Origin of the sequence: Roseisalinus antarcticus (assembly GCF_900172355.1) — a bacterium.
GTDB classification, from domain to species: Bacteria; Pseudomonadota; Alphaproteobacteria; order Rhodobacterales; family Rhodobacteraceae; genus Oceanicola; species Oceanicola antarcticus_A.
Map to the genome: position 1 here is coordinate 141567 of NZ_FWFZ01000002.1, position 18200 is coordinate 159766.

17 protein-coding genes are annotated in these 18200 nt (G+C 65.9%); 4 read left to right on the forward strand and 13 right to left on the reverse strand.

Features of this window, described 5'->3' with window-relative positions; translation table 11 throughout:
* The first annotated feature begins 107 nt into the window (after window positions 1-107).
* Window positions 108-1433 (forward strand): ferritin-like domain-containing protein, encoded by a 1326-nt coding sequence (locus ROA7023_RS03305; protein WP_159458431.1) that lies wholly within the window; start codon window positions 108-110, stop codon window positions 1431-1433.
* On the forward strand, window positions 1430-2383 hold the full coding sequence (locus ROA7023_RS03310) for a hypothetical protein (RefSeq protein WP_085877579.1): 954 nt from the start codon (window positions 1430-1432) through the stop codon (window positions 2381-2383). The genes ROA7023_RS03305 and ROA7023_RS03310 overlap by 4 nt, the downstream gene beginning before the upstream one ends.
* Window positions 2384-2423: 40 nt before the next feature.
* Here ROA7023_RS03310 and ROA7023_RS03315 read toward each other — a convergent pair whose 3' ends face one another.
* The 13 genes from ROA7023_RS03315 to ROA7023_RS03370 form a co-directional block, all read right to left on the reverse strand.
* Window positions 2424-2708, reverse strand: a complete 285-nt coding sequence (locus ROA7023_RS03315) for a putative quinol monooxygenase (RefSeq protein ID WP_159458432.1) — start codon at window positions 2706-2708, stop codon at window positions 2424-2426.
* A gap of 25 nt (window positions 2709-2733) precedes the next feature.
* The gene (gene lpdA, locus ROA7023_RS03320; protein WP_085877581.1) at window positions 2734-4122 is read right to left on the reverse strand and encodes a dihydrolipoyl dehydrogenase; all 1389 of its coding nucleotides are present in this window, start codon (window positions 4120-4122) and stop codon (window positions 2734-2736) included.
* Window positions 4123-4196: 74 nt separating this feature from the next.
* A complete protein-coding gene (locus ROA7023_RS03325; protein WP_085877582.1) occupies window positions 4197-4619 on the reverse strand; it encodes an MAPEG family protein in 423 nt (140 codons plus the stop codon).
* Window positions 4616-5521 (reverse strand): glycosyltransferase family 2 protein, encoded by a 906-nt coding sequence (locus ROA7023_RS03330; RefSeq protein ID WP_159458433.1) that lies wholly within the window; start codon window positions 5519-5521, stop codon window positions 4616-4618. The genes ROA7023_RS03325 and ROA7023_RS03330 overlap by 4 nt, the downstream gene beginning before the upstream one ends.
* A 103-nt stretch (window positions 5522-5624) precedes the next feature.
* Entirely contained in the window at window positions 5625-7199 is a 1575-nt protein-coding gene (gene odhB / locus ROA7023_RS03335) for a 2-oxoglutarate dehydrogenase complex dihydrolipoyllysine-residue succinyltransferase (protein WP_085877584.1), read from the reverse strand.
* A 1-nt stretch (window position 7200) separates the two neighbouring features.
* A complete protein-coding gene (locus tag ROA7023_RS03340) occupies window positions 7201-10170 on the reverse strand; it encodes a 2-oxoglutarate dehydrogenase E1 component (protein ID WP_085877585.1) in 2970 nt (989 codons plus the stop codon).
* 42 nt (window positions 10171-10212) lie between these two features.
* Window positions 10213-10629 carry a hypothetical protein gene (locus ROA7023_RS03345; RefSeq protein ID WP_085877586.1) on the reverse strand — a complete coding sequence of 139 codons (417 nt, stop codon included), beginning with the start codon at window positions 10627-10629 and terminating at the stop codon, window positions 10213-10215.
* A 3-nt stretch (window positions 10630-10632) separates the two neighbouring features.
* Window positions 10633-11517 carry a succinate--CoA ligase subunit alpha gene (gene sucD, locus ROA7023_RS03350; RefSeq protein WP_085877587.1) on the reverse strand — a complete coding sequence of 295 codons (885 nt, stop codon included), beginning with the start codon at window positions 11515-11517 and terminating at the stop codon, window positions 10633-10635.
* Window positions 11518-11526: 9 nt separating this feature from the next.
* The gene (locus ROA7023_RS23700) at window positions 11527-11928 is read right to left on the reverse strand and encodes a hypothetical protein (RefSeq protein ID WP_143535429.1); all 402 of its coding nucleotides are present in this window, start codon (window positions 11926-11928) and stop codon (window positions 11527-11529) included.
* 79 nt (window positions 11929-12007) lie between these two features.
* Window positions 12008-13201, reverse strand: a complete 1194-nt coding sequence (sucC, locus tag ROA7023_RS03355; protein WP_085877588.1) for an ADP-forming succinate--CoA ligase subunit beta — start codon at window positions 13199-13201, stop codon at window positions 12008-12010.
* 206 nt (window positions 13202-13407) lie between these two features.
* Window positions 13408-14613, reverse strand: coding sequence for a hypothetical protein (locus ROA7023_RS03360; RefSeq protein WP_143535430.1), 1206 nt, complete (start codon window positions 14611-14613; stop codon window positions 13408-13410).
* A 151-nt stretch (window positions 14614-14764) separates the two neighbouring features.
* Window positions 14765-15727 carry a malate dehydrogenase gene (mdh, locus tag ROA7023_RS03365; RefSeq protein ID WP_085877590.1) on the reverse strand — a complete coding sequence of 321 codons (963 nt, stop codon included), beginning with the start codon at window positions 15725-15727 and terminating at the stop codon, window positions 14765-14767.
* 429 nt (window positions 15728-16156) lie between these two features.
* On the reverse strand, window positions 16157-16471 hold the full coding sequence (locus tag ROA7023_RS03370) for a hypothetical protein (protein WP_085877591.1): 315 nt from the start codon (window positions 16469-16471) through the stop codon (window positions 16157-16159).
* A 302-nt stretch (window positions 16472-16773) separates the two neighbouring features.
* Here ROA7023_RS03370 and ROA7023_RS03375 point away from each other — a divergent pair, with 302 nt between their 5' ends.
* Entirely contained in the window at window positions 16774-17646 is an 873-nt protein-coding gene (locus ROA7023_RS03375; protein ID WP_085877592.1) for an HpcH/HpaI aldolase/citrate lyase family protein, read from the forward strand.
* A gap of 1 nt (window position 17647) precedes the next feature.
* Window positions 17648-18196 (forward strand): NnrU family protein, encoded by a 549-nt coding sequence (locus tag ROA7023_RS03380; protein WP_085877593.1) that lies wholly within the window; start codon window positions 17648-17650, stop codon window positions 18194-18196.
* Window positions 18197-18200 lie beyond the last annotated feature (4 nt).

The window sequence follows — 18200 nt, forward strand, 5'->3', positions numbered from 1 at the left end:
GGCGCCTGGTGCAGCTTCTGGCCGGCGCACCGGCCCGCGGCCACCCGCTGGAAACCGGCCCCACGACCCCCATTCACGCCCCTGACCCGTCAGAAACGGAGCCCTCCATGACCGCCGAAATTGACGTCAACGATCCTCATTACCGCCGGATGCGGCTGGCCGCGATGCTGTGCGAGGCCGCGGAGCTGGAGCATTCGCTGACCTGCCAGTACCTGTTCGCGGGCTTTGCCTTGAAGCGCGAGATGACCGAGGGTCTGACCGCCGCCGAGCTGGACAAGGTGCGCGGCTGGCGCAGCACCATCATGCTGATCGCCCGGCAGGAGATGGAGCATCTGGGCTACGTCAACAACGTCCTGACCGCGCTGGGCGAGGCGCCGCACCTCGTACGGCCCGATTTCCCGCTGGACCCTGCTTTCTACGAGACCGACATCGACTCGAAACTCGCCCGGTTCGATTTCGAGACGCTCAAGCGGTTCCTGCTGTTCGAGCTGCCCGAGCGGATGGATCACGAGACGCTCAAGACCATGACCGGCTATTTTCCCGGGCTCGATTTCGCGACGATCAAGACGCTGGGCGGGCTCTATACCTCGATCGCGAAGCTTCTGCAGCTGTGCGAGGCGGAGGCCAAGGAAAAGGGCGAGACCATCTTCATCGGGCCGAAATGGGCCGAGGCGATGACCGGCGGCAGCAATATCGAGAACCTGCGCCCCGGCGTCGATGGCCAGATGTCGATCTACGGCATGAACCTCAAGCCGGTGCTGAACCTCGAGGATGCGATCCACGCCATCAAGCAGGTCCTTGAAGAGGGCGAGGGGGCGCCCGAACATATCGAGGGCAGCCACTTCGGCCGCTTCCTCGAGATCGCGGCGGAATATGACCGGCTGCTGCAGGACAATCCCGGCTTCGACCCGTCGCGCAAGGTGGTCGACACGCCCGTGTCCAAGGTCGGATACCGGGGGGTGCAGCAGAAGCATGGCACCGTGATCGAGGATCCGTTGACCAACAAGGTCAGCCTCGCCTTCGACCTGGCCTACAACTCGATGATGCTGATGCTGTTCCGCTTCTTCATGGCCACGGACGAGGACGAGGCCGACGCGAAGGCGATCGAGGATTCGGTGTTCTTCCCGGTCATGACGGTGGTGATCCGGCCCCTGGGCGAATTGCTGACAGAGCTTCCCGCCAAGCCGGGGGGCGACGGGATGGCCGGCCCCGGGTTCCGGTTCGACCGGCGGATCGCGTTGCTGCCGCACCGGACGGCCGCGTTCAAGATCATCTACGCCAACCTGATGGCCCTGAACGCCGCGCTGACCGAGGTGGCGGGCCAGATGCCCAACCAGCAGCTCAACGACCGGATCGACTTCGTCACCCAGAACGTCTGGCGGATCGCCCAGAACTTTGCCAACGCCACTGGGATCGGAGGAGAGGCCCAATGACCGACACGCCCACCCTGTTGCTGACCTTCTCGGGCTGGTGCCTGATGCGAATCCCGACCGATCCCGACCCCACCGACGAACCGCGCGGCGTCTCGGGCTACACCTTCGCCTATGCCAACGAGCCCGACCTCGACCGGATCATCCTGTTCCACCCCGAGGAAAAGTTCGTCCGCTGGCCCGCGTGGCAGGCCGGCCCGGACGACCCCGAGAACAAGGGCGCGCCGGGGGCTGCCCCGGGCCTTGGCGTCTATGTCCGCGCGGCGCGGGTGCTGCATGGCGACAACGTGGATCACACCCTGCCAGGCCTGGTCGGCGCGAAGGTCGATCTGCTGGAGGGGCCGAAGCTGGAAAACCGCAACTGGCTGCTGACCCTGCCGGGACAGGAGCCGATCGTGCCCTTCATCCTGCACATCAGCAATGACCGCGGCGTGGACATCCTGCGCAAGAACGCGCTGGACCCCGACAAGCCGGATCAGCCGGTCTGGAAAGCCTCGGCCGCCGCACTGGCGCGCTGTGCCGCAGCCGGCATGAACCCCGAGCCCGACATGGTCGGGCGCTCGACCGGGATCTGGGACTACGTCCAGAAGAACAAGGACCGCCGCGATGCGCTGGTGTCCCACCGGGCCGAGATTGCCGCCAAGCCGCCCTATCCCGACCAGGAAAACGAGCTGGCCATCCTCGACGCGCGGATCAAGAGCATCGAGACCGGGCTGGAGAACCCCACCAGCGACCGCCGGATCTTCATGACGCAGATGGTCGAGCGGTTCTCGTTCGACATCCTCGGCTTCGATGCCAAGGTCAGCGCCAAGACTGAAAAGTTCATCGGCATGCCGGTGGAATGCGATGCCAAGACCGGCTGGCCGATTGGTTTCTGGATCGGCGGCTGGGATCCCGACCTGCTGGCGGCCCATGTCGAGGGCTCGGTGCGGATCCCGCTGACGTCATCCTGATTGGCCGGCGGCGGGGCGCCCCGCCGCCCCCGGGCCCTCTTCAGGCGAAATCGTCGAACTTGTAGGGGCCGGTCGCGGCGATGCCGACGATGGCCTTCTTGAAGGCCTGAAAGCCCGGGCCGTTCACGTGCTTTTGCCAGATCTCGTAGCTGGCCCAGTTCTCGACGAAGATCCAGGTGCCCGCATCGTCGGGGTCCTGGTAGAGATCGTAGCGCAGGCACCCCTCTTCGCTCCGCGTGTCGGTGACGAGCCGGGTCAGCATCTGACCCAGCTCTGCCTCCTTGCCCGGAACCGCCGTGATCTTGGCGACAAGGCGTTGCTCCACCGGCTGCTCCATCACGTCGCCCCCGTCACGAGTGGATCGGCCCGTCACCGCAGGCGAGGGCTGCCTCGCGCACGGCTTCGGAATAGGTCGGGTGGGCGTGGCAGGTGCGCGCGATGTCCTCGGCCGCGGCGCCGAATTCCATCGCGACGCAGATCTCGTGGATCAGGTCGCCCGCCATGGGGCCGATGATATGCGCCCCCAGAATCCGGTCGGTCTCGGCATCGGCGAGCAGCTTGACGAAGCCGTCGCCCGAGAAATTCGCCTTGGCCCGCGCGTTGCCCATGAAGGAAAATTTGCCGGTCTTGTACTTGCGGCCGGCCTTCTTCAGCTCTTCCTCGGTCTGGCCGACAGAGGAGACCTCGGGGTGGGTGTAGACCACGCTGGGGATCACGCCGTAATTCACATGGGGGTGCTGGCCGGCGATGCCCTCGGCGCAGGCCATGCCCTCGTCCTCGGCCTTGTGCGCCAGCATCGGGCCGGCGATGGCGTCGCCGATCGCATAGATGCCGGCCACGTTGGTGCGGTAATGATCGTCGGTCTTGATCTGCCCGCGCTCGCTGATCTCGACGCCCAGATCGGCCAGGCCCAGCCCGTCGGTGTATGGCCTGCGGCCGGTGGACACGAGCACGGTGTCGGCATCGAGCGTATGCTCGCTGTCGTCCTTGCGCAGCTTGTAGGTCACCTTGGCCTTGGTCTTGGTCGCATCGACCGACTGCACGGCGGCGCCGAGGATGAACTCCAGCCCCTGCTTGGCCAGCAGCTTCTGGAACTGGCGCGAGACCTCGGCATCCATGGTCGGCGTGATCGTGTCGAGGAACTCGATCACCGTCACCTCGGAGCCCAGACGCTTGTAGACAGAGCCGAGCTCCAGCCCGATGACGCCGCCGCCGATCACCACCATCTTCTTGGGGATCTTGCCAAGCTCCAGCGCCCCGGTCGAGCTGACGACGACCTTTTCGTCGATCTCCACCCCGGGCAGCGAGGACGGCTCGGAGCCGGTGGCGACGATGATGTGCTTGGCGGTGTGGGTCTCGTCCCCGACGGTGACCTTTCCGGCCTCGGGGATCTTGCCCCAGCCCTTGAGCCAGTCGATCTTGTTCTTCTTGAACAGGAATTCGATACCGCCGGTGTTCTGGCTGATGGTCTTGTCCTTGTAGGCCAGCATCTGCTTCCAGTCGACGGAGGGGCTTTTGCCCTTCAGACCCATCTCGGCAAAGTTCGCCTCGGCCTCGTGCAGCATCTCGGTGGCGTGCAGCAGCGCCTTGGAGGGGATGCAGCCGATGTTGAGGCAGGTGCCGCCCAGCGTGGCGCGGCCCTCGACACAGGCGGTCTTCAATCCGAGCTGGGCGCAGCGGATCGCGCTGACATATCCGCCGGGGCCGGAGCCGATCACGATGACGTCGTATTGGGCCATTGGGTCTTCCTTTCGTCTGGTGTCGGTGGGGCGCTGCGCCCGCAATCGCGGGGTGCGGTCTCTCCGGCAGGTTTTCAGAACAGAGATTGCAAGAGGGATGACAGAAGCATGAGGGTGGTTGCAAGGAATCCCACCATCCAGATGGCAGAGCGCCACGGTGAAAGTCCGAAGTAATAGGCCGGGACATAGGCCACACGGGCGGCCAGGTAGGCCCAGGCGCAGATCGCGGTCAGCGTGTTGCCCGTCTCGCCCAGGGTCACGACCACGACGGCGAGGGTGAACAGGATCAACCCCTCGAAATGGTTGTTCAGCGCCCGGTAGAGGCGGCCTGTCCCGACGCTCATCTGCTCGGTCAGCGGGGTGCCGAGGCGTTGCGGATCACGGGGAGAGGCGGTCTTGGCCGGCCCGAGTTCCCTGTTCGCCGGGATCGACATCAGCAGGAATTGGACGACCTGCAAGAGGCCCGCGAGGGTCAGGACGGTCAGTTCAGGTGTCATTCGGCGGGCTCTCCCCTGCGGGCTGCATCGAACCATGTCTGACACATCGCCTCGGCCTCGGCCACGCCGGGCAGGGCGCGCAGGCGGTTCATTTCCGTCTCTGTGGCCGACAGGTGGCGCAGGATGCTGCGGTCCTCGACCTCGTTGCGGTTGGCGCGGCGGTGCCACTCGGAGCCGAGGCGGTATTTCCCCGCGCCCTTCGTGTTCTCGCCCCGCCCCCGGCCGCGCTTCATGGTGAAGACGTCGGGCGATTTGACGCCGTAGTGGTTGATGCAGGCATGATCGGGCCGGTACGCCCGCGCCACCGGAAAGAACCGCACCCGCGGCACGTCGGAAAAGAGGTTGTCGGTCTTCAGCGGCTCGCCCGCGGCATTGGTAAGCCGGGGGGCCGCGACGCGGGGGCTGTTGGGCATGTGCGCCCAGGCGTGGCCGAAGGCCTCGGGGCGGAACAGGCATTTGAAATAGGTGTCATCCGCCTCTGGATGCGCCTCGCGCGTGGTGAAATGGGGCAGGGTCGCGCCGGGCCAGGTGGCGTGGCCGCCGTCGCCGAAGTTGCGCCAGCCGATGGCGATGCAATGCGCCTCGGGGGCCATGGCGATCAGGTCGGCGACATGGCCCGCGCCGATGTGGACGTTGAGGAATTCGTCCGCGTCGATGTGCAGCACCCAGGGCACCGGCGTCGTGGCCAGATGCGCCAGCGCCAGCCGGGTGCCGTTGTGCTGGGGCGGGGTGCCCGGCGGGACGGCGTTGCGGATATGTATGACGGCGCCGGCCGCGTGCAGGCGGTCGAGCAGCAGATCGGAGCCATCGTCGCAATCGTTGCTGCACAGCACTGCCGCGCCGAAGCCGATGGCGCGGTGATAGCCGAGCCACTCGATCAGGTGGGCCCCTTCATTGCGCATGCAGGACATGAGCGCGGGAGCTTGGAAATCGATTGCACAAATTGTCATCGTATCATGGCCGCGACGGTGCGGAGCCCGGACGGCCGGGCCCCGCCTGTCCCGTTCAGAGGTCCATCAGCAGGCGGCGGGGGTCCTCCAGCGCCTCCTTGACGCGGACGAGGAAGGTGACCGCGCCCTTGCCGTCGACGATCCGGTGATCGTAGCTGAGCGCGAGATACATCATCGGCTTGATGACGACCTGGCCCTTTTCGGCCATCGGACGGTCCTGGATCTTGTGCATGCCGAGGATGCCCGACTGCGGCGGGTTCAGGATCGGCGAGGACATCAGCGAGCCGTAGACCCCGCCGTTCGAGATCGTGAAAGAGCCGCCCTGCATGTCGGCCATCGACAGCTTGCCGTCGCGGGCGCGGACGCCCAGGTCGGAAATCTCCTTCTCGATCGCGGCGAAGCCCTTCTGGTCGGCGTCGCGCACCACCGGCACCACGAGGCCCGAGGGCGTGCCCACTGCGACGCCCATGTGGACGTAGTTCTTGTAGACCACGTCGGTGCCGTCGATCTCGGCGTTGACGTCGGGCACCTCCTGCAGGGCGTGGCAACAGGCCTTCACGAAGAACGACATGAAGCCCAGCTTCACCCCGTGCTTCTTGAAGAACAGGTCCTTGTATTCGTTGCGGATGTCCATGACGCCGGACATGTCCACCTCGTTGTAGGTGGTCAGCATCGCGGCGTTGTTCTGCGCCTCCTTCAGGCGGCGGGCGATGGTCTGGCGCAGGCGGGTCATCTTGACCCGTTCCTCGCGGTCGGCATCGGCCGCGGCCGAGGGCGCCCGTGGCGGCGCCTTGGCGGCGGGGGCTTCGGAGGCTTTCGGCTGGTTGAGGGCGTTCAGGACATCCTCCTTCATGATCCGGCCATCCCGGCCCGAGCCGGTGACCTGATCGTCGGACAGGCCCTTTTCCGCCATCAGCTTCTTGGCCGACGGCGCGTCTTCGGTGTCGGACCTCGCGCCGTCCTGCGGCGCGTCGCCCGCGTCCGAGGCCGGCGTCGCGGCAGGCTCCGCGGCGGCGCCTCCGGAGCCGGACCCTTCGCCGGTGGTCATCACGGCCAGCTTGCCGCCGGCCTCGACGGTCGTGCCCTCCTCGGCGAGGATCTCGCCAAGGGTGCCGGCGGCGGGGGCGGGCACCTCGACCGAGACCTTGTCGGTCTCGAGCTCGCACAGCATCTCGTCGGCGGCAAAACTGTCCCCCGGTTTCTTGAACCAGGTGGACACGGTCGCCTCGGTCACGCTTTCGCCCAGGGTTGGCACCATGATATCGACGGTCTCGCCGCCGTCGCTGCCGCCGGCGGGCGCGGCTTTCCGCACCTCGTCGTCGCCCGAGGGCGCGTCATAGGTGGGGGCTGTCCCATCGCGCTCGCGGACATCGGTCGAGGAGCCCGCTTCACCGCTTTCCGCGATCGAGGCGAGCAGGGCATCGACGCCGACGGTATCGCCCTCTGCCGCGACGATCTCGGCCAGCTTGCCGGCGGCGGGCGAGGGGACCTCGACCGTCACCTTGTCGGTTTCAAGCTCGCACAGCATCTCGTCGACGGAGACGGTATCGCCCGGTTTCTTGAACCAGGTGGCGACGGTTGCCTCTGAGACGCTTTCGCCGAGTGTGGGGACGCGGACTTCTACGGACATCTTAAGATTTCCCTTCAATCGTCAGGGCCTCGTTCACGAGGTTTGCCTGCTGGGCTTTGTGTTGTGAGGCAAGGCCGGTCGCCGGAGAGGCGGAGGCAGGCCGGCCGACATAGGTCGGACGCACCGACGTGGAGCCGATCCGCGACAGGACCCATTCGAGGTTCGGTTCGATGAACGACCAGGCGCCCTGGTTCTTGGGCTCTTCCTGGCACCAGATCATCTGCGCCGATTTGAACCGCTCCAGCTCCTTGACCGCGGATTGCGCCGGGAAGGGATAGAACTGTTCGAACCGCATGATGTAGATGTCGTCGATCCCGCGGGCGTCACGCTCTTCCAGCAGGTCGTAATAGACCTTGCCGGCGCACATCACGACCCGCTTGATCTGGTCGTCGGGCTTCAGCTCGGTTTCCGAATTGCCCTGCTGCGCGTCGTCCCACAGCACCCGGTGGAAGGACGAGCCCTCCTGGAATGCCTCGATGTTCGACACCGCGAGCTTGTGCCGCAGCAGCGATTTGGGCGTCATCAGCACCAGCGGCTTACGGAACGACCGGTGCAGCTGGCGGCGCAGGATGTGGAAGTAATTGGCCGGGGTGGAGACATTGGCCACGATCCAGTTGTCGCCACCGCACATCTGCAGGAAGCGCTCAAGCCGGGCCGAGGAATGCTCGGGCCCCTGGCCTTCGAAACCGTGCGGCAGCAGCATGACCAGGCCCGACATCCGCAGCCACTTGGCCTCGCCGGACGAGATGAACTGATCGAACATGATCTGCGCACCGTTGGCGAAATCGCCGAACTGCGCCTCCCACAGGGTCAGGGCGTTGGGCTCTGCCAGCGAGTAGCCGTATTCGAACCCGAGCACCGCGTATTCCGACAGCATCGAGTCGATGACCTCGTAGTGCGCCTGGCCCTCGCGGACGTGGTTGAGCGGATAGTAGCGTTTCTCGGTGTCCTGGTCGATCAGCGCGGAATGGCGCTGGGAAAAGGTGCCGCGGGCGGAATCCTGGCCCGACAGCCGCACCGGGTATCCTTCGGTCATCAGCGACCCGAAGGCCATGGCCTCGGCTGTGGCCCAGTCGAAGCCCTTGCCCGTCTCGAACATCTGTTTCTTGGACTCCAGCAGGCGTTCGACCGTGCGATGGGCGGCGAAGCCTTCGGGCACCGTGGTCAGCGCCTTCGACAGGTCGGCCATGGTCTGCGGCCTGATCCAGGTGCGGCCGCGCTGGTAGCGGCCCTCCTTCATCTTGTCCATGTGCGACCAGCGCCCGTCCAGCCAGTCGGCCTTGTTGGGCTTGTAGGTGCGCCCGGCCTCGAACTCTTCGTTGAGCTTGGCCTGGAAGCTGGCCTTCATGTCCTCGATTTCGCCCTCGGGGATCAGGCCGTCCTTCACCAGCCGCTCGGTATAAAGCGTGAGGGTTGTCTTGTGGCCCTTGATCCGCTTGTACATGACCGGGTTGGTGAACATGGGCTCGTCGCCCTCGTTGTGACCGAAGCGGCGATAGCAGATCATGTCGATGACCACGTCCTTGCCGAACTTCTGGCGGAACTCGGTGGCGACCTTGGCGGCGTGGACGCAGGCCTCGGGGTCGTCGCCGTTGACGTGGAAGATCGGCGCCTCGACCATCAGCGCGATATCCGTCGGGTAAGGCGACGAGCGCGAGAAATGCGGCGCGGTGGTAAAGCCGATCTGGTTGTTGACGACGATATGCATGGTGCCGCCGGTCCTGTGCCCGCGCAGGCCCGACAGGCCGAAGCATTCGGCCACCACGCCCTGGCCGGCAAAGGCCGCGTCGCCGTGCAGCAGGATCGGCAGGACCGACTTGCGCTCGGAATCCGTCAACTGGTCCTGCTTGGCCCGGACCTTGCCCAGCACGACCGGGTTCACGGCCTCAAGGTGCGAAGGGTTGGCGGTCAGAGACAGGTGAACGGAATTGCCGTCGAACTCCCGATCCGACGAGGCGCCGAGGTGGTATTTCACGTCCCCCGACCCGTCGACGTCCTCGGGCTTGAAGCTGCCGCCCTGGAATTCGTTGAAGATCGCGCGGTAGGGCTTGTTCATCACGTTGGCCAGCACCGACAGGCGGCCCCTGTGGGGCATGCCGATGACCACGTCCTTGACCCCCAGGGCGCCCCCGCGCTTGACGATCTGCTCCATCGCGGGGATCAGGCTTTCGCCGCCGTCGAGGCCGAACCGCTTGGTGCCCATGTACTTGACATGGAGGAACTTCTCGAAGCCCTCGGCCTCGACCAGCTTGTTCAGGATCGCGCGGCGGCCGTTCTGGGTGAACCGGATTTCCTTGCCGAACCCTTCGATACGCTCCTTCAACCAGGCGGCCTGTTCAGGATCCGAGATGTGCATGTATTGCAGCGCGAAGGTGCCGCAATAGGTCCGCTGCACGATGGCGATGATCTCGGCCATCGTGGCGACTTCGAGGCCCAGCACGTTGTCGATGAAGATCGGACGGTCCATGTCGGCCTTGGTAAAGCCGTAAGAGGTCGGATCCAGTTCGGGGTGCGGCGTTTGCGAGCGCATGCCCAGCGGGTCGAGATCGGCCACCAGATGCCCCCGGATGCGGTAGGCGCGGATGATCATCAGCGCCCGGATCGAATCAAGTACCGCGGCGCGCACCTGCTGCTCGGTGATCTCGATGCCCTGTTCTTTGGCCTTCGCCTTGATCTTGTCACCGGCGGCCTTGGCGTCCTTGGGGTCGGCGGGCCACTGGCCGTCGAGGGCCGCGGTCAGATCGTCGGAGGGTTGCGGCGGCCAGTCGGCGCGCTGCCACGACGGGCCCGCGGCCTCGGCCTGCGGGGTGCCGGGCGCATCGCCCAACGACTGGAAGAACGACCGCCAGCTTTCGTCCACCGCGCCGGGGTTCTCGGCGTATCGAGCATAGAGATGCTCGATGTAATCGGCGTTGTGTCCCTGCAGGAAGCTGGACGCATGGTAGATGTCGTTGGGGCTCTGTTCGGTCATTGCAATGTGCCTTTCAGCGAAGGGCGTGGGCGGTTGGACGTATCAGGCGGGGGCTGCAAACAGACGGTCTTGGCAGGCTTGGAGATTGGTCCATGCCTCGAAGACATATGCATCGGAATCGATGTCTACAGCAGCGTCGCGGGCTGTTTCGGCTTCGATCATGACCGGGCGGATCGCGTGGGCATGGCGATCACCGCTTCGATTCAGCGAGCGGGTGTAGGCCAGCAGGCGGCTGTGCCGGCCTTCGAACTCGCGCAGAAAGTCCGGTGCGGGAAGCCCGGCCTCGAACCGGTCAAAGAGATGCTGGTGCAGCGCCACGGCGGCGGCGACGCAACCGATCTTCTCAAGCACCCGTTCGCTGTAGGCCGGTTTTGGCCAGACGGCGGCGAGTGCCATCACGGCTACCAGAAAGCCGATGATGGAAAACCCGATCCGCCGGTCTCGCCTTGAAACGCTCATGCGTCAGCCCTTGATTGCTTCCAGCACGGCCTCGCCGAGTGTCGCGGGGCTGTCCGCCACCACGATTCCGGCCGATTTCATCGCTTCGATCTTGTCCTCGGCACCGCCCTTGCCGCCGGCGACGATGGCGCCCGCGTGGCCCATGCGGCGGCCCGGAGGCGCCGTGCGGCCGGCGATGAAGCCCGCGACCGGCTTCTTGCGGCCCTTCTTGGCCTCGTCCTTGAGGAATTGCGCGGCCTCTTCCTCGGCCGAGCCGCCGATCTCGCCGATCATGATGATCGACTGGGTCTCGTCGTCGGCCAGGAACCATTCCAGCACGTCGAGATGCTCGGTGCCCTTGATCGGGTCGCCGCCGATGCCCACGCAGGTCGACTGTCCGAGCCCGACGTCGGTCGTCTGTTTCACCGCCTCGTAGGTCAGCGTGCCCGAGCGGCTGACCACCCCGACCGACCCGCGCCGGTGGATGTGGCCGGGCATGATGCCGATCTTGCAGGCGTCGGGCGTGATGACGCCGGGGCAGTTCGGGCCGATCAGAACCGACTTGCTGTCCATCAGCGCCCGCTTGACCTTCATCATGTCCAGCACCGGGATGCCCTCGGTGATGCAGACGATAAGCTCCATCCCGGCATCGATCGCCTCGAGGATCGAGTCGGCGGCAAAGGGCGGCGGCACGTAGATGACGGAGGCGTTCGCGGCGGTCTCGTGCATCGCCTCGTGCACCGAGTTGAACACCGGCAGGTCGAGATGCGTGCTGCCGCCCTTGCCGGGGGTGACGCCGCCGACCATCTTCGTGCCGTAGGCGATCGCCTGTTCGGTGTGGAACGTGCCCTGCGAGCCGGTGAGGCCCTGACAGATCACTTTGGTATTCTTGTCCACGAGGACTGCCATTTTTGGCTCCTATTCTTGCTTTTCTGCGGTGGCCGAGAAAAAGCCGGTTGCCTGATCAAATTTCTGGATGCGCCAGCGGTGATTCATGCGTTGTTCGGTTTTCCAGACGTCCGCGCTCTTGTATCCTTCGCCGGGTTTTCCGTTAACGATGATGACGTCCACCCAGCCGCCGAACTCTTCGAGTGCTCGGGCAATGTGACGCGCGCGTCTGCTGTTGCCGGGTAACATGTCCCAGTCGTTTTCACCGGGTTTTTGGGTTTTCCAGCAGTCAAAACGTGGAGGCGGTGGTGTCCAGTCTACCTCCGCCTTCCAGAGCGTGATGCAGACTCCATCCCCTTTTTCGGCGCTCCAGTCCTGACGCGGACTTGGAACGTCATATCCAAGTGAGTTGAAGGCTTCGACATACTGCATTTCTTACCTTGGCTCCGCCCGTTCGCGCCTCAAACGCTCCCCCGGAGCGTTTGCCGGGGCAACCGCCCCGGATCGGCGCTCACCCCTTGACCGCCTTGACGATCTTTTTGGCCCCGTCCTTGAGGTCGTCGGCCGCGATCACGTCGAGGCCGGAATTCCGGATGATCTCCTTGCCCTTCTCGACATTGGTCCCCTCGAGCCGCACAACCAGCGGCACCGTCAGCCCGACTTCCTTGACGGCGGCGATGACCCCCTCGGCGATCACGTCGCAGCGCATGATCCCGCCGAAGATGTTGACGAGGATGCCCTTCACGTTGTGATCGGAGGTGATGATCTTGAACGCTTCGGTCACCTTCTCTTTGGTCGCGCCGCCGCCCACGTCGAGGAAGTTGGCGGGCTCGGCACCGTAGAGCTTGATGATGTCCATGGTCGCCATCGCCAGGCCCGCGCCGTTGACCATGCAGCCGATCTCGCCGTCGAGCGCAATGTAGTTCAGGTCATACTTGGAGGCGGCGAGTTCCTTGGGATCCTCTTCGGATTCGTCGCGCAGGGCAAAGATGTCGGGCTGACGATAGAGCGCGTTGCTGTCGAACCCCATCTTGGCGTCGAGGCACTTGAGGTCGCCCTTGTCGGTCACGATCAGCGGGTTGATCTCCAGCATCTCCATGTCGCGCTCGACGAACATGTTATAGAGGATACCCATCAGCTTGACGCATTGCTTGATCGCCGGGCCCTGAAGGCCGAGCGAAAAGGCGATGCGGCGCCCGTGGAACGGCTGGTATCCGGTGGCGGGGTCGACCGCGAAGGACAGGATCTTTTCCGGCGTGGAGGCGGCGACCTCCTCGATGTCCATGCCGCCCTCGGTCGAGGCCACGAAGGAAATCCGCGACGTCACGCGGTCGACCAGCAGCGCCAGGTAAAGCTCGGTCTCGATGCCCGAGCCGTCTTCGATGTAGATCCGGTTGACCTGCTTGCCCGCCGGGCCGGTCTGGTGCGTCACCAGCGTGCGGCCGAGCATCTTCTTGGCCTCGTCGGCGGCTTCCTGCACCGATTTGGCCAGGCGCACGCCCCCCTTGTCGCCGGCGTCGCCCTCCTTGAAGGAGCCCTTGCCGCGCCCGCCCGCATGGATCTGCGCCTTGACGACCCAGAGCGGCCCGTCCAACTCTCCGGCGGCCGTCTTGGCCTCTTCCGCGCGGAACACTGCGCGGCCGTCGCTGACCGGCGCACCGTACGAGCGCAGCAGAGCCTTGGCCTGGTATTCGTGGATATTCATGGACCGTTTCCTCGGAATGGCTGCGATTTGACTTCTTCAACCACAGTCTTTTCCCGGATCCAAAGCCCAATCGGGCAAAACCGCCGAAAAACCGACATTTGTGATCACAGGTCGAAAACGTGTGATCACAAAATTCCGGACAAGAGTATTTTGCCTGTGAAATCAGGGAAACGCTTTGCGCGAATCCCGACCGACGTCGGATCGCCCTAGTTCAGAACAAACGCAAACAGAACGGATTGGCCCTGAACCAGATTGTCGAACCGCCAGAGCGCGTCCGGGCCGATGACCTCTCCGGTCTCCGCATAGGGCAACAGCGCCGACCCCTGGATCAACGCGATGATGTCAATTTCCGGCGGGTCGGTGAGGATCCGGTTCAGGTTCAGCCCGGCCCCGTCGCCGAGGCGCCAGAACGGCAGCAGCAGCTCGCCGTCGAGAAGTTTGTCCGCCTCGTCGAGCACGCCCAGCCACATCTCACCGGTGCCCTCGGGGAAGGGCAGGCCGATGGCCGAGGTCTGGCGGTCCGACGGAATCCACTCGCGGTCGTTGTCGGTCTCGGCGGCGACGCGGGTCCAGAACACCCGGTTGTCGTCGATCATCGCCTGAAGATGGCCCAGCACCGCCTGGCTTCGGGCCGGGTCGGGCGCCTGCTCGACGGACATGATGAGGATTGCGGCCATGTCGATGAATTTGCCGAACTGCGCGTCCCAGGGGGAAAAGCCGCCGATCTCTGCGTTGAGGGTGGCAAAGCCCTCTGCGCTCGCCATCACCGTGGCGATCGCCTCGGTCGGCGAGAGGGCCAGGACGGTTTCCGAGAAGGCCGAGAGCAGATGCGCATAGGCCGAAAGCCAGGCCGCGTCGGCGGTGTCGAACCGGATCGACGGCAGGACGGCGTCCGAGGCGATCGGCAGGTCGAGCACCCATCCGGCGACCTCCTTCAGCCCTTCGCCATCGGACCGGGCGCCGTCGGAATCGATATCGAACCAGATGTCGTTGAGGTCGATCACCACGCCCAAGTCGGCCTCGTCGCCGATCGCGTCGAGGCTGTCGATCGCGCCGGTCAGGTCGGTCGAGATGTCCTCGAACATCCCCGCGATCAGCTCGGGGCGGAACGGCTTCGGCCGGGGATTGGGCGGGATCGGCAGGCGCAGGACGGGCAACACCTGGAACTCTGGCGCGATCCCGTGGCGATATCGCAGTTGCAGCGCCCGTTCGACCGTCCGCAGGAACCTGACCCCGCCGAGCGCAAAAAGCTCGTCCGGGGTGGGGTCGGTCAGGGCGGCAAGCTCCGCTTCGGTCCGCGAGAGTCCGTTTGCGCCGATACGGTCGGTCAGATCCTGCGCGGCGGCGGGTCCGGCAAGGGCAAGCGCGGCGGCGATGGCGAGCGCGGCGGCGATGGCGAGGGGGCGGAACATGGCGGGACCTTTCAGATCTGGGCGCACCGGCATCATAGCCGGGCCGGGTCCGCCGAAACAGTCGGGTTATCCCGACGTTTCGCGCAGAAATCCCGCCGATTGGACGGTGCGGCGGCATGACACGCCGCACCGATCGAGGGTCGCGCCGGACTCAGGCGAGCGCGGGGTCGATCTCCTTGCAGGCCTTGACCAGGCCCTTCACGGCGTCGACGGACTTGTCGAACATCGACTGCTCGTCCTTGGTCATCTTGATCTCGACCACGCGCTCGATCCCGCCCGCGCCGATGATCGTGGGCACACCGACATAGAACCCGTTCAAGCCATAGGCGCCGGTCACGTGCGCGGCACAGGGCAGCATCCGCTTCTGGTCCTTGAGGTAGGCCTCGGCCATCTCGATCGCGCTGGTCGCGGGGGCGTAGAAGGCCGACCCGGTCTTGAGCAGGCCGACGATCTCGGCGCCGCCGTCGCGCGTGCGCTGGACGATGGCGTCGAGCTTGTCCTGCGTCGTCCACCCCATCTCGACCAGGTCGGGCAGGGGGATGCCGGCCACGGTGGAGTAGCGGGTCAGCGGCACCATCGTGTCGCCATGCCCGCCCAGCACGAAGGCCGTGACGTCGCGCATGGAGACGTTGAACTCTTCGGCGAGGAAATGCCGGAACCGCGCCGAATCGAGCACACCGGCCATGCCGCAGACCTTCTCGGCCGGCAGGCCCGAGAATTCGCGCAGGGCCCAGACCATCGCGTCGAGCGGGTTGGTGATGCAGATGACGAAAGCGTCGGGCGCGTTGGCCTTGATGCCTTCGCCCACGGCCTTCATGACCTTGAGGTTGATGCCCAGCAGGTCGTCGCGGCTCATTCCCGGCTTGCGTGGAACACCGGCGGTGACGATGCAGACGTCGGCGCCCGCGATGTCGGCGTAATCCTGGGTGCCCTTGAGCGTCGCGTCGAAGCCCTCGGCGGGCCCGCTCTCTGCGATGTCGAGCGCCTTGCCCTGGGGGATGCCCTCGGAGATGTCGAAGAGGACGACGTCCCCCAGCTCCTTGATGGCGGCGAGATGTGCGAGCGTGCCACCGATCTGTCCGGCACCGATAAGGGCGATCTTGGGTCTGGCCATGGTGATTTTGTCCCGATTGTTCCTGTTCTTCGGCCCGAGGCGTAGTCCCTCGCCGCGCATCGCGCAAGCGGCGCCGAAGGCCCGCACGCCGCGCGGGGCCGCGCGACCGGGCCGGCGTGAGCGGTAACAGGGCGGCCAAGTGCTTGAAAGGTAAACCGACGACGCGATCCGGCGTCTTTTTGAAGCCGCACCATCGGCCGCCCCTGCCGTCGCGCTCGGGCCGTCGGCGGATCACTTCGGCGCCTGGCGGCGGCCGCCCCGATTCTGGCGCCGGGCCTGGCCGCGCGGTCGAACACGGCATGCCGTGAGGGGCCACGCACCCCGGGCCCCCGGCCGCCGACCGTGCCCTGTTTCAGGACACCTGCCTGCCCGGCCGGCCCCCGGACATCGGGGCCGCCCGGGCGAGGGGCGTCCGAAGTGCGCTCGTGGTCAGGCGGGCGCGTCGGTGTTCGGCAGCGCCTCGGCCAGGACCTGATAGGCTTGCCCCGAGGCCACCAGGCAGGTCGGCCCGCCCGGTTCGGTGACGGTGATCGTCCAGGTCCCGGTCTCCAGCGAGGCGAAGACCTCGATCACCGAATTGTTGGCGGCCAGTCCCATGGACTGGCGGCTTTCGCCCCAGCGGTCGGCCAGCCGTTCGACCACCTGGGAATGCTCCGCGCAGTTGCGCGACTGCGCCGAGGCCGCGTGGGCCGCGAGCATGAGGGCGCCGGCACCGAGGGAGAGGACAAACATCTTCTTCTTCATTTCAAAGTCACCTTTCCGTTGGACCGGGCGGTGTCGCGGGGTCATCCGCCGATTTGGCGCGTCCCGTCCCGGGTGAGGTTTTCTCAGACTGGCATCGCTTATCCACCCTTCCTGGTGACCCCACCGGGTGGCCTGTCCATGCGATGTCTTGCCGGACAGATTGCGGGTGAAGGTCGAAAATACAGTTAACGGTGCGGCGCGGTGCCCGTTGCCTCGCCAGATTGCAGCGCCGCGGCGCTCCGAGGTTGCGCAATCGCCGCACCTGTGGCCTCTATCTCGCAAGCAAGACCGAAAGGCCGCCCATGCAAACCCGCCCCTACCGCTCCGCCCTCTATATTCCCGGCTCGCGTCCCCGCGCCCTCGACAAGGCGCGCAGCCTTGCGGTCGATGCGATTCTCTTCGACCTCGAAGACGCGGTGACCCCGCCCGAGAAAACCGCCGCCCGCGCCACCCTGGCCGAGGAGCTCGGCAAGGGCGGCTACGGCGCAAGGGCGCGAATCGTGCGGATCAATGCGCTCGACACCGAATGGGGCGAGGCCGACGCCGCCGCCATGGCAGCGGCGGATTGCGATGCCCTGCTTCTGCCCAAGGTGCAGGGGCCCGCTGATATCGACCGGCTCGCCGCACTGGCGCCGGGCAAACCGCTCTGGGCGATGATGGAGACCCCCGCCAGCATCTTCAACGCCGCCGCCATCGCCGCGCATCCGGCGCTCGAGGGGTTTGTGCTGGGCACCAACGACCTGGCCAAGGACCTGGGCGCCCGCGTGGGCCCCGGGCGGCCGGAGTTGCAGATGGCGTTGCAGACCTGCCTGATGGCGGCCCGCGCCGCCGGCATCGTCGCGATCGACGGGGTGTTCAACGCCTTCAAGGACGAAGACGGGCTGACCGCCGAGTGCCAACAGGGCCGCGACATGGGCTTTGACGGCAAGAGTCTTGTCCACCCCGCGCAGGTCGCCATTGCCAACGGCATCTTCGGCCCCTCCGCCGAAGAAATCGAGCTCGCCGAACGCCAGATCGCGGCCTTCGCCGAGGCCGAGGCGGAGGGTCAGGGGGTCGCCGTGGTGGACGGAAAGATCGTCGAGAACTTGCATGTCGCCACCGCGCGGGCGATTTTAACCAGGGCCGAAGCCATCCGCGCGATGGATGCGGCCGCCAACACCTCGGCAGGAGACTGACATGGCCTTGCTTATCCTCGGTGTCGCCCTCTGGTGGGCCGCCCATCTGTTCAAGCGCGTGGCCCCCGATGCCCGCGCCGCCCTCGGCGACAAGGGCAGGGGCCTTGTCGCGGCCGGCGTCGGCCTCGGAGTGGTGCTGATGGTCATCGGCTACAAGATGGCCGATGGCGCATTCTACTGGGGCCGCAGCCCGGCCCTAGTGGGGATCAACAACCTGCTTATGCTTGTGGCGTTCTATCTGTTTGCCGCCAGCGGGTCGAAGACCCGGATCACCAAGGTCATCCGCCATCCGCAGCTGCTGTCCGTCGTCGTGTTCTGCGCCGCGCATCTGCTGGTGAACGGCGACGTGCCGTCCTTCGTTCTGTTCGGCGGATTGCTGCTCTGGGCGCTGACCGAGATCGTCGTGATCAACCGTGCCGTTCCCGACTGGCGGCCGCCCGCGCACGACGTGCCCGCCGTGAAGGAGATCACCGCCATCGTCGCCGGTGTCGTGATCATGGGCGTTGTCGCGCTGATACACGTATGGGTCGGCCACTATCCGTTCGGGTGACGCG